We start from the raw sequence: 11,679 nt of genomic DNA, 5'->3' as shown, positions 1-11,679 counted from the left end.
GTTTTGAGCCATGCCGATGGCCGCCGAAGACATCGTCGCCCTGATCAAGCAGGGCATTCCCGACGCCGAGGTCGAGATGCAGGACCTTGCGGGCGACGGCGACCATTGGGCGGCGACCGTCGTTTCGCCGGCTTTTGTCGGCAAGAGCAAGATCCAGCAGCACCAGATGGTCTATCGGGCGCTGGGCGAGCGCATGGGCGGCGTTCTGCATGCCCTGAAACTGACCACCATGGCGCCGAGGGGCTGAGCGCCCTATATTCTAGGCAAATCCCTGGGAGTTCTCAGATGAGTGACGTGTTCGATCGCATCCGCGACGAGATTGGCAAGAACGACGTGCTGCTGTTCATGAAGGGCACGCCGGTGTTCCCCCAGTGCGGTTTCTCGGCCGCGGTGGTGGACGTGCTGAGCCAGCTCGGCGTGAAGTTCCACGGCATCAACATCCTGGTCGATCCCGAGCTGCGGCAGGGCGTCAAGGAGTTCAGCCAGTGGCCGACCATCCCCCAGCTCTACGTGAAGGGTGAGTTCGTCGGCGGCTGCGACATCGTCCGCGAGATGTTCGAGACCGGCGAGCTCGAGCAGCTGATGAAGGAAAAAGGCGTCACGCTGGCGACCGCCGCCTAAGCGCGTTCTGACGCGCTGGCGGGCGGCAGCGCCTTCTGAGGCGCGAGAGCCCGCTCGCTTCAGAAAAGACAAGAACTACATCGCCTGTAAGGCTCCACACAGCGGGCTTTCGGCGTTGATTACAACGCCTGCCGCCCGCCGCGCGTTCGCTACGCAAACGCGTAAGCCGCCATCGACAGGTTGCCTGACGTGAAGCTGCGGTGTAGCGGCTTCCCCTTGGCGCCCTTGCCGGCCGCGCCGAAGGCGACATGCAGGGGCAGGAAATGCTCGTCGGTCGGATGGGCATCGCGAGCATGCGGCGCCTCGGTGCGATAGTTCGCCAAAGCCGCCTCGTCGCCCTTCTCCAAGGTCCCCGCCAGCCAGTCGTCGAACGCCTTGGCCCATGGCTCGGGCGCGAGGCCTTGCTGACCGCGCATCAGGCGGCGCAGGTTGTGGGTGGCGCTGCCGCTGCCCATCACCAGGATGCCCTCGTCGCGTAGCGCGCTGAGCTTGCGGCCGAGCGCCAGATGGTGCGCCGGCGTCATATAGGGCTGTACCGACAGCTGGAAGATCGGGATGTCCGCCTCGGGCCAGCCCAGCATCGCCGGCACCCAGGCGCCGTGGTCGAGACCGTAGGTCGGATCGCACACCGCGCCCGTCAGCTTCGCCACCCGCTCGGCCAGGTCGGGTGCGCCCGGCGCATCGTAATGCAGCCGGTAAAGATCGTCCGGGAAGCCGTAGAAATCATGGATGGTCTCCGGCCGCTCGGCGGTCGAAACCGCGGGCCGCTCGGTGTTCCAGTGTGCGGACACCGCAACGATCGCCTTGGGCCGCGGCAGCAGGCTGCCCAGCGAAGCGAGGAAATCCCGCGCTGGCAGGTTTTCCAGGATCAGGGTCGGCGACCCGTGCGATACGAAGACGGTCGGCATCGACATTGCTTCAATCCTCACACAACATCTGCAATTGGCAAACAACGGAGTGGTTCATGCGTGGTGTGCGTAAACGGGTGGCGCTTGCCGCCCTGGCAATATGGGCATCGTTGGGCGCCCCGGCGATGGCGCAAACGACATTGCGCATGGTGAGCCACGCCGACATCAAGATCCTCGACCCGATCTGGACCACCGCGCTCATCACCCGCAACTTCGGCTACATGGTCTTCGACGTCCTGTTCGCCAAGGACGCCGACCTCAGGATCCAGCCGCAGATGGCGGAGGGCTACACTCTCTCCGACGACAAGCTGACCTACACGATCAAGCTGCGCGACGGCCTGGTGTGGAGCGACGGCCAGCCGGTCACCGCCGAGGACTGCATCGCTTCGCTGAAGCGCTGGGGCGCACGCGACGCCTCCGGCCAGCTGCTGATGAAGGCGACCCAGGAGCTGAAGGCGATCGACGACAGGAGCTTCCAGATCGTGCTCAAGCAGCCGTTCGGCCTGGTGCTCGACGCGCTGTCGAAGGTCTCGTCCAACGTGCCGTTCATGATGCCCAAGCGCATCGCCGAGACCGATCCCAACAAGCAGATCACCGAGTTCGTCGGCTCCGGCCCCTTCATCTTCAAGCAGGACGAATGGAAGCCCGGCGAGAAGACGGTGTTCGTCAAGAACCCCAAATACAAGCCGCGCAACGAGCCGCCCTCGATGCTGGCCGGCGGCAAGGTCGCCAAGGTCGATCGCGTCGAATGGCTCGCCATCCCCGACGCCAACACCGCCGCAAACGCGCTGCTGACCGGCGAGATCGACCTGATCGAATCGCCGCCGCCGGATCTGTTCCCGCTGCTCAAGGCCGAGAAGGCCATCGCGCTGTTCGGCTGGAACGCAACCGGCAGCCAGATCGTGATGCGCTTCAACCACATCCAGCCGCCGTTCAACAACGCCAAGATTCGCCAGGCCGCGATGTATGCCCTGGCGCAGGAGCCGATGCTGCAGGCCCAGGTCGGCGATCCCGAGATCTACAAGGTGTGCAACGCGCCGTTCGTCTGCGGCACGACCTACGGCAAGGAATACGGCGACCTTCTGATCAAGCCCGACATCGCCAGGGCCCGCGCGCTGCTCAAGGACGGCGGCTACGACGGCACGCCGGTCGTGATGCTGCACCAGACCGACCTGCAGTCCTCCAACAACGTGCAGCCGGTCGCCAAGCAGCAGCTCGAGGCGGCGGGCTTCAAGGTCAACATGATCGATTCGGACTGGCAGACCGTGGTGTCGCGGCGCGCCCGCAAGGAGCCCGCCGACAAGGGCGGCTGGAACATCTTCTTCACCACCAACATCACGCTCGACAGCGACAATCCAGGCACCAACTCCTACGCCGCCGGCTCGTGCGACAAGGCCTGGTTCGGCTGGCCGTGCGATCCCGACATGGAGAAGCTGCGCGACGCCTTCATCCACAGCGCCGATCCGGCCAAGCAGAAGGAATTGGGATTGGCGATCTCGGATCGCGTGATGGAGCAGGCCTTCTACGCCCCGGTCGGCCAGTACAAGGCGTTCGGCGCCTACCGCAAGGACAGGCTCGAAGGCTGGCTGGCGGGCCCGGTGCCGGTGGTCTGGAACATCAGCAAGAAGAACTGACGACAACGAACGACAGGTGAGGAAATGCGAACTCTGGCCCAAACCCTGGGACGACTGATAGCGGCCGCCGCCGGCCTTGCGATGCTGGCGGCGCCGGCGGCGATGGCACAGACCACCTTGCGGTTGGTCGCCCATTCCGACCTCAAGGTGCTGGACCCGATCTGGACGACAGCCTTCATCACCCGCAACCACGGCTACATGATCTACGACGTGCTGTTCGCCAAGGACGCGACGGGCGATGTCAAACCGCAGATGGTCGACAAGTACGAGGTCTCGCCCGACAAGCTGACCTGGACCTTCACGCTCCGGCCCGGCCTCGAATGGAGCGACGGCAAGCCGGTCACCGCCGAGGACTGCATCGCCTCGATCAAGCGCTGGGCCGCGCGCGACGCGCTCGGCCAGCAGCTCCTGGGCGCGACCGGCGAGCTCAAGGCGCTCGACGACAACAGCTTCCGGCTCAGCCTGAAGGAGCCGTTCGGCCTGGTGCTCGAGGCGCTCGGCAAGCCCAGCTCGAACGTGCCGTTCATGATGCCCAGGCGCGTCGCCGAGACCGATCCCAACAAGCAGATCGACGACTACACCGGCTCGGGGCCGTTCATCTTCAAGAAGGATGAATGGAAGCCGGGCGAGAAGATCGTCTACGCCAAGAATCCCAAGTACAAGCCGCGCAACGAGCCGCCCTCGATGCTGGCCGGCGGCAAGGTCGCCAAGGTCGACCGTGTCGAATGGCTGGCGATCTCCGATCCCGCGACCGCGGCTAACGCGCTGCTGACCGGCGAGATCGACATCATCGAGGTGCCGCCGCCCGACCTCTTCCCGATGCTGAAGGCGGACAAGAACATCCAGCTCTACGGCTGGAACCAGGCCGGCGCGCAGATCATCATGCGCATGAACCACCTGCATCCGCCGTTCGACAACCTGAAGGCACGGCAGGCGCTGATGTACTCGATCGCGCAGGAGGATTTCCTGCGCGCCCAGGTCGGCGATCCCGAGATCTACAGGGTGTGCAACGCCCCGCTGGTCTGCGGCTCGAAGTACGAGAAGCACTACGGCGACCTGCTGGTGAAGCCGAACTTCGAGAAGTCCAAGGCGCTCCTGAAAGAGGCCGGCTACGACGGCAAGCCGGTCGTGATGATGCATCAGACCGACCTGCAGTCGTCGAACCAGCTCCCCGCCGTCGGCAAGTCGCTGCTCGAGAAGGGCGGCTTCAAGGTCGACGTGCAGTCGACCGACTGGCAGACCGTGGTGTCGCGGCGCGCCCGCAAGGAGGCGCCGGACAAGGGTGGCTGGAACATCTTCTACACCACGACCACCACGGTCGACGCCGACAACCCGGCCGCCAACTCGTTCTCGAGCGGCGGCTGCGACAAGGCGTGGTTCGGCTGGCCGTGCGATCCGGAGATGGAGAAGCTGCGCTCCTCCTTTGCCCGCGAGACCGATCCCGAGAAGCAGAAGGCGATCGCGCTCGCGGTCTCCGACCGCATCATGGACCAGGCGCAGTACGTGGTGCTCGGCCAGTACAAGGCGTTCGGCGCCTACCGCAAGGACCGCGTCGACGGCTGGCTGCAGGCCCCGGTCGCGGTGTGGTGGAACGTTAGTAAGAAATGATGATCTGTCGTCCTGAGCGAAGCGAAGGACCTCATGGCATTTGCCAGCGGTGCGCTCGTTGAAGCGCAATGAGGTCCTTCGCTTACGCTCAGGACGACAAGAACCTTACGCCGCCTGCGCGAGCGGCGCCGCCTTCCAGCGCCGGGCCGCCTCGGCGACTCGCTTGCCGAGCGCCTGGGCGGTGGCGAGCTCGCTCGCACCGATGCCCTCATTGCCCTGGTCGGCATGGGCCTGGGCCATCAGCCCGAGCGAGGCGCCGGTGCGGTTGAGGTCGTCCGGCGTGCCCTTGGAGTGGTTGTAGCCGGGCGCCAGGCCGAGCCCGACCCACACCATGCCCTGCTGCTGGGCGAGCGTGATCAGCTGATAGAGCGTGTTCTGCTTGTCGCCGCCCCACGACGCGGAGACCGTGAAGCCGGCGGCCAGCTTGTCCTGCCAGGCCCGCGCCATCCACTTCTTGGAGGTCCAGTCCTTGAACTTGGCGAAGTCGGCCGACACGCCGCCCATGTAGGTCGGGCTGCCGAAGACGATGGCGTCGGCGGCATCGAGCTCGGCCTCGCGGGCCTCGGCCTCGGCAACCGGGATCAGATTCACCTTGGCACCCCCGACGGCCCGGGCCCCCGCCGCCACCGCCTCGGCGACGGCCTGGGTATGGCCGTAGCCGGAGTGATAGACGATTGCGATATTTGTCATAATTAGTCTCCAATCCTGAGCAGATTACTCAAAGTGACTGGAAACATCTGGGAGGCCCACTATATAACTTCCAGTAGGTACCAAATCGTAACCACCGGGATTTTTCCCCATGACCTCCAACACCACCCAGCCCACCCCCAACGCAGCTCCCGCTCCCGCTCCCGCTCCCGCTCCCGCCCCCGTCCATCACGAAGGCGGCGCCGCCTGCCCCATGGACTACATCCTGCGCATGCTGATGGGTCCGTGGACCACGTACATCGTCTACAACCTGCGCGCCTACGGGCCGCAGCGTTTCGGCGAGCTGAAGCGCCGGGTCGCCGGCATCTCGGCCAAGATGCTGACCGAGCGGCTGCGTACCCTGGAAGGCGCCGGCCTGATCAAGCGCGACTACGAGGCGACCATCCCGCCCAAGGTCACCTATTCCCTCACCCCGCGCGGCCATGAGCTCGACGAGGTCCTGGAGAAGCTGGGCGAGGTTGCCGTCCGCTGGCAGACCGAGGACCGCGCCGGCAACAAGAAGAGCGAGCTGAAGGCCGCCTAGACCAGCGCCGGGACCACGAGGCCGATCACGGGCGCGAAGAGGACTTAGTCGTATCGAACGACGAGTTCGATATCTCCCAATCTCAACGTGGATCCTGGAGCCAGAGGCTCCGGCAGGCCGCCGGCAGCGATCGGCCTGCCATCGATAGCGGTACCGTTGGTCGATCCCATGTCCTCGACCCGCAGATTGTTGTCGCTGCCCACGCTCAATCGCGCGTGACGTCTGGAAACCGACGCATGCAGCAGGACGACATCGCATTGAGCAGAATCCCTCCCGATCAGGACGGTTTGATTCCCCTTCACGAGCGCATCGAAATCGACATCGAAGCCGAATTTGTGGCCCCTGGGATCGGCACCGCGAAAGCGGATTGTTCCGCGCAGGGGCAACGACGTTCTGGGCAGGGTGGTGGCGCTTTCATGGGCTCGAACCCTGTAGATGTGGAGGGGGCGGCTGACGTGCTTGGCCTGGTGCTCGCCGCCATCGACGTAGGCATAGTCGTCCTGCAACTGCAACTCCGTCACGTCGCGCACCGCGCGAGAGACGGCGATCCCGCCCGGTTCAGCCAGCACCTGAATCCGTTCGGCCAAGTTTACACCGTCGCCGAAGATATCGTGACCGGCTTCGTCGATGATGATTTCGCCGACATGGACTCCGATGCGGAACAGCAGCCGCTGCTCCTCGGCGAGGCCTTCGTTGAAGCGTGCCATGCGCTCCTGGATATCGATGGCTGCCTGGACCGCGGCGATCGCCGACTCGAACTGGGCGAGGATGGCATCGCCCGCACTGTTGACCAGCACGCCGCCGGCGCTTTCGATGGTAGGCTGCCAGATTCGCGCGCGGGCCGCCCGAAGGTGCCCGAACGTAAGGTCCTCCTCCCGCTCGACGAGTCGGACGAAACCCGCAACGTCAGCGTGCAGGATCGCAGACAGCCGCCGTTCGGATCGCGTCATGGTGACCCAACTAAGGAAAGAGATGCCGGTTTGTTGCGCCTCGATGGTCGAGGAGGCCGAGACTTCGCCGGGCGGGACGCGGGTTCGTATTCATTGCACATGAGGGCTTGGCTCGCCAGACGTCGAATGCGCAACGCGCGGTGCTTTGTCCGTATCCCGGGGGCACTATTCGTGGCGCTGCCGCAGGAAGGCGGCGCGTTCCGCTGGCAGTTCTATGTGCATCGACAGCGCCTGCCACATCCCGTCGATGGACGAGGCGTCACGGGCGGCCCGCCGCACCAGCACACGGGCGATCGGTCCGACATACTGCGTCAGCGCGCGCTGTGCCCGTTCAAGTTCGGGCTCGTGGAAGGAACCGATGCTGCCGTGCGACGGCTCATCGTCGATCACCGGAGGGCGCGTCCGCAGGAGCGGTGCGACTTCGCGGCGAAAGCTCTCGCGCTCGGTACCCTCAGGCACGGCCGCGGCAAGCTCCGCGCACAATGCGTCCAGTCCCGAGGCGCGATCGGCGGCGGAGCGCACCATCACTCGCGCGATCGGCCCAAGGTAGGGGATAAGCTTCTGTTCCAGCATCTGCCGTGTACTGGCATCGATGGGTGAGCGACCTTGCACTCGCCCGGGCGTTGGCAACGAGGGTGGCGGGCCGGCCGATGGCGCGGCGGACGGCGGCGCACCACGGGGTGGCGGGCCGGACCGTCCGGCGGGCGCCGCCGGCGGCATGACAAAGGTCGCGGTCATCCCGGCAGATGGACGGCGCATCCTGTCCTGCACGTCGGCCGCTACGGTGCCCAGAATCTGCCGCAGAGCCTCGGCCATCTCGTGACCCGAGGAGAAGCGGTCCTCCGGATGCTTGCCCATGGCGCGCTCGAGCACGAGCTGCAGCCGCGGCGCCGCGCTCCGCGCGGCGGCGGGCAGCAGCGGCAGCCTGTCGTACATGATGTGATGCGTGACCTCGACCGAGTTGTGTCCGCCGAAGGCCCGCTCGCCGGCCACCATCTCGAACAGCGTGGCTCCGGCGGCGAACAGATCGGCGCGATGGTCCACCGGGCCGCCGCGGCACTGCTCCGGCGCCATGTAGCTGGGCGTGCCCATCGAGGAGGAGATGCTGGTGGTGTCGGCGTTGGCGAATCGCGAGATGCCGAAGTCGGTGACCTTGGCGCGCATCTGCGGCGTAAGCAGGATGTTGGCCGGCTTGATGTCCTGGTGGATGACGCCCTGCTCATGTGCGCTCGCCAGCGCGTCCAGCACCTGCAGCATGACGTGGATGGCGTCGGGCACCGCCATCGGGCTCTCTTCGATCATCTGGCGCACGCTCCTGCCGTGGACGAACTCCATGGCCAGGAACGGCTGTCCTTCGTGCATGGCATAGTCGTAGATCGAGACGATGTTCGGATGGGCGCAGCGCGCGGCGGCCTCGGCCTCGCGGCGGAAGCGCCGTATGTATTCGCCGCGGTCGGCGCTGCTCATCAGCCGCGTCGAGATCAGCTTGATGGCGACCGTGCGGCGGATGTCGGGGTCGTGGGCCTTGTAGATCTGGCCCATGCCGCCCGCGCCGACCAGGCTTTCGACGACGTATCGGCCGATTTGGACAGGGATCGGTTCCATGATCGGGACCCGGTGTAGACCGTCATCAATTCTCGAGCATGCGCATGGCGTTCTGAAGGCTGCGATGCATCAGATTGAACGATCGCCCGAGCGAGGCGATCTCGTCCTTGCCCCTGACCGCATACTCCGGCACGTCGGGCTTGCCGGCGCTAACGTCGCGGGCGAGCGTCGTGATCCGCTGCATCGGCTTCAGGATGAAGAAGTGCATCAGCACGTTCAGCGCTATCAGCATGACCAGGAACACCGCGCTCAGCGCAGCGACGAAGGCCAGTAGCGAGTGGTTGGCGCGCGTGAGCGCGAGCGTCATCGGCACCGAGACGATCTGCGCGCCGATCACGTCGCCTTGTGTCCAGCCGAAGCCGTTGCCGTTGCCGTAGAGGTCGACCATCGTCGGCGGCGCGGCGGCGGGCGTCGAATGGCAGCCGAGGCACCCCCGGTCGGTCAGCCGGAAAGGCCGAGCGAAGGCCAGGAACTGCCCGTTGGGCGTGTCTCGTGTGGTAACGAACTCCTTGAGCCCGCCGTCGCGCTTGAAGGCGGCGATGATGTCGGCCTCCCAGTTGGTGGCGCGGTCGGCGGGATTGGTCGGGTTGAGTGCCGCCTCCTTGTAGGAATAGTCGGGATAGTCCTTCTGCACCGCGCGCAGCACCGTATGCGCCGACCATGACGGTACCGAGTGGGGAAGGAAGCGCACCGACATCTGTTCACTCAGGAGGGGGCCGATCTCCTTCTGGGTGTAGCTTCGGATCGCCGTGCCGGCGCGCATGATCAGCGTCGCCTCGTTCAGCACCTGGCGCTTGGCTTCGTCGGTTGTTATCTCGCGCGCCAGGAACGTCGCCACGCCGAGCCCGATCGCGAAGGCGGCGATCATCACCAGATTGAATTTGGCCCGCAGTCCCATCGCTGCCCCCTGTGCTCTTTGGGCATCACCGCATGCTGTTGACGAGCCTGGTCGCCTGCTCCGCCGTCAGGCGACCCGTGAGCTCGGCCTTGATCTCGAACTGATAGCGGCGGATGGCGGCCCGCGTTTCGAGGCCGAAAGCGCCGTCGATTCGGCCGGAGTAGTAGCCCATGGTGGCGAGCACGGTCTGGACCTGGCGCCGGTCGCTGTCGGACATCTGATCCTCGTCGACCATGACGTGCCGTTGCGGCGCCGCCTTGAAGGAGGGCGGGGGCGGCGGCACGGGCGGGGGCGGCGCGATCGACGCGGCCGACGGCGGCGCCGGCCGTTTCTCGGCCGCGAGCGCTGCATCCCCGGTGGCGGCGATGACCTGCGCTGTCACCGGTTCCTTGGCGAGCCGGCGGCGCAGGCCATTGGTTACGCTGTCGACCCCCGCGTCGGCGGCGGAGAGCTCGTCGCGCAGCCCGAGAGCGAGCGCCGTCGCGCCCTCGCCGTTGGGTTCGTTGCCGGCGGCGATCACCGCGAAGCTCGATGCCGGCAGATGCTCGGCGAGCTGACCCATGCGGCGGCTGGGCGCGTTGGACGGCTGGAAGACGTCGAGCAGCACCAGGCCCACACTGTCCGGCGTGTGCCGCAGGCTCTCGATTACGCTCTTGACGAGGATGCCCTGGCTGAGGAGGTCGTTGTCGCGGGTCAGCACGGCGGAGACCGGCAGCAAGAAGGAGCGATTGTTGAATTCGGCCGCGTAGCCGCAATAGTACACGGCCGCTACCGCCGGCGGCGCTGCCGCGATGCGGCGCGCCAGCATGCCGATCGCCGTGTCGAACTCGCCGCGCCCCAGGTTATTGCGCTCGATGACCTCGAAGCCCTTGGCGCGCAGGCTGTCGCGCGCCGTCGCAGCGGCGGGCGTGCAGCGCGACACAGCGGGAAAGTTTGCGTACTCGCTGTTGGCGATGACGAGGGCGATGCGCGACGACTCGGAGCGGGCTGCATCCACGACGCAACAGGTGAAGCCGAGGCCCAGGAGAATGATCGTCAGGCGAGCGCGCCTCATACAGTAACCTGCCGATGGCCGTCACTGACCGAAGATTGCGGAAGAACCGGATGGTAGGGGTCGAGTTCCAGCAGAGCTGTGTCATTGCTGTGTCATGTCTCCTCGCGATTCGACGGGCCGGAGAGGCGCTCGAGCTCAGCCCGGCACGTTGAAGTGGCCGTTCACGAAGGTGAGGTCGACGAAGGTCTTGGGATCGGCGTCGCGCGCCACCTGGCCCTGCGCCTGCCAGAGCTTGACCTGGTTATGGATGTCGCCGACGTCGAGGCGGCCCTGCGGATCGATGTAGGGCAGCCCTGCAGCGACAAGCTGCGGTGACTGCTTCACCGCCGTCGCGAGCAGCGCCAGCAGATCGTCATAGCCCGGCCCGGGCACGATCTTGCCGTTCTCGCGCTTGCCGAAGGCGTCGTTGTAGGCCGCGGCGCCGCGCTGGTAGCCGGCGATGAACTTCGCCACCAAGGGCCGCCGCTCGGCGATCGTCCTGGGCGCGGTGAAGACGCCGCCCAACTGCCACGGCGCCTCGTCGCCGACCCAGGAGATGAGATGGCCGCCGCCGTCCGCCTCGACCTGCCGCCAGGTCGTCACCGGGAAGAGCGCGCCGTCGACCGTGCCGCCCTTGAAGGCCGCCGCCATGTTCGGCAGCGTGTTCAGCGGCACCATGGTGACGGTCTTGGGGTCGACGCCGTGCTTGCGCGCCACGATCTCGATAGAATAGTGCATCGAGGAGCCGGCCGTGGTCATGGCGATGCGCTTGCCGGCGAGGTCCTTGATGGTGCGCACGCCCGCATCCCACGCCGCGTTGGTGACGGCGATCGCGACCAGCGGATAGCCCGGCTTCTCCGCGCTCTGCGCCGCGATCACCTTGACGCCGCCCTTGGCCGCGAGGTTGAAGAAGCCCGCGGTGAAGGCGGTGGTGCCGAAGTCGGCATCCCCGGAGACCACGGCGAGCGGCGGCTGCGACGCGGCGGTGAAGTCCTTGATCGCGAGATCGAGGCCCGCCTCCTTGAACCAGCCTTTCTCGAGCGCGATGAACACCGGCCCCGACGAGGTGAGCCGCAGCAGCGCGATCGACGCCTTGGCCAGATCCTGCGCGCGCGCGCCCTGCACGAACGGCGCGGCCGCGAGACCCGCCAGCGCCATCCGGCGCGTCAAACCCTTGAACACTCACGCCTC

General features: G+C 66.3%; 12 protein-coding genes. 5 read left to right on the top strand and 7 right to left on the bottom strand.

All coding sequences use genetic code 11. The features are described 5' to 3' along the window. Positions 1-10 precede the first annotated feature (10 nt). Both J0J01_RS05995 and grxD read left to right on the top strand, forming a co-directional pair. On the top strand, positions 11-247 hold the full coding sequence (locus J0J01_RS05995; RefSeq protein WP_296379324.1) for a BolA family transcriptional regulator: 237 nt from the start codon (positions 11-13) through the stop codon (positions 245-247). Positions 248-285: 38 nt separating this feature from the next. After that, complete coding sequence (gene grxD / locus J0J01_RS05990; RefSeq protein WP_296379323.1) at positions 286-621, top strand: Grx4 family monothiol glutaredoxin; 336 nt, start codon at positions 286-288, stop codon at positions 619-621. 149 nt (positions 622-770) lie between these two features. On the opposite strand, the gene J0J01_RS05985 is transcribed toward grxD, so the two are convergent. After that, on the bottom strand, positions 771-1,535 hold the full coding sequence (locus tag J0J01_RS05985) for a class III extradiol ring-cleavage dioxygenase (protein WP_296379322.1): 765 nt from the start codon (positions 1,533-1,535) through the stop codon (positions 771-773). Positions 1,536-1,654: 119 nt separating this feature from the next. Here J0J01_RS05985 and J0J01_RS05980 point away from each other — a divergent pair, with 119 nt between their 5' ends. Both J0J01_RS05980 and J0J01_RS05975 read left to right on the top strand, forming a co-directional pair. Continuing rightward, on the top strand, positions 1,655-3,163 hold the full coding sequence (locus J0J01_RS05980) for an ABC transporter substrate-binding protein (RefSeq protein WP_296379321.1): 1,509 nt from the start codon (positions 1,655-1,657) through the stop codon (positions 3,161-3,163). A gap of 24 nt (positions 3,164-3,187) precedes the next feature. Beyond that, positions 3,188-4,771, top strand: coding sequence for an ABC transporter substrate-binding protein (locus tag J0J01_RS05975; RefSeq protein WP_296379320.1), 1,584 nt, complete (start codon positions 3,188-3,190; stop codon positions 4,769-4,771). Between the two features lie 105 nt (positions 4,772-4,876). On the opposite strand, the gene J0J01_RS05970 is transcribed toward J0J01_RS05975, so the two are convergent. Next, positions 4,877-5,461 carry a flavodoxin family protein gene (locus J0J01_RS05970; protein WP_296379319.1) on the bottom strand — a complete coding sequence of 195 codons (585 nt, stop codon included), beginning with the start codon at positions 5,459-5,461 and terminating at the stop codon, positions 4,877-4,879. A gap of 211 nt (positions 5,462-5,672) precedes the next feature. Between J0J01_RS05970 and J0J01_RS05965 the strand changes: the two genes are divergently transcribed. After that, complete coding sequence (locus tag J0J01_RS05965) at positions 5,673-6,002, top strand: helix-turn-helix domain-containing protein (RefSeq protein ID WP_296379318.1); 330 nt, start codon at positions 5,673-5,675, stop codon at positions 6,000-6,002. A 44-nt stretch (positions 6,003-6,046) separates the two neighbouring features. Here J0J01_RS05965 and J0J01_RS05960 read toward each other — a convergent pair whose 3' ends face one another. The 5 genes from J0J01_RS05960 to J0J01_RS05940 all read right to left on the bottom strand — a co-directional run bounded on the left by J0J01_RS05960 (position 6,047) and on the right by J0J01_RS05940 (position 11,670). Further along, on the bottom strand, positions 6,047-6,952 hold the full coding sequence (locus tag J0J01_RS05960; protein ID WP_296379317.1) for an adenylate/guanylate cyclase domain-containing protein: 906 nt from the start codon (positions 6,950-6,952) through the stop codon (positions 6,047-6,049). Between the two features lie 165 nt (positions 6,953-7,117). Continuing rightward, on the bottom strand, positions 7,118-8,557 hold the full coding sequence (locus J0J01_RS05955) for a serine/threonine protein kinase (protein ID WP_296379316.1): 1,440 nt from the start codon (positions 8,555-8,557) through the stop codon (positions 7,118-7,120). A gap of 25 nt (positions 8,558-8,582) precedes the next feature. Continuing rightward, positions 8,583-9,455, bottom strand: a complete 873-nt coding sequence (locus J0J01_RS05950) for a DUF3365 domain-containing protein (protein ID WP_296379315.1) — start codon at positions 9,453-9,455, stop codon at positions 8,583-8,585. A gap of 25 nt (positions 9,456-9,480) precedes the next feature. Further along, positions 9,481-10,509 (bottom strand): peptidoglycan-binding protein, encoded by a 1,029-nt coding sequence (locus tag J0J01_RS05945; protein ID WP_296379314.1) that lies wholly within the window; start codon positions 10,507-10,509, stop codon positions 9,481-9,483. Between the two features lie 135 nt (positions 10,510-10,644). Beyond that, positions 10,645-11,670 carry an ABC transporter substrate-binding protein gene (locus tag J0J01_RS05940; protein WP_296379313.1) on the bottom strand — a complete coding sequence of 342 codons (1,026 nt, stop codon included), beginning with the start codon at positions 11,668-11,670 and terminating at the stop codon, positions 10,645-10,647. Positions 11,671-11,679: the final 9 nt, after the last annotated feature.

The organism is Reyranella sp. (genome assembly GCF_017305915.1).
Classification (GTDB): domain Bacteria; phylum Pseudomonadota; class Alphaproteobacteria; order Reyranellales; family Reyranellaceae; genus Reyranella.
The sequence above is the reverse complement of the archived record's forward strand: the minus strand, read 5'-3'. Positions and strand labels throughout refer to the sequence as shown.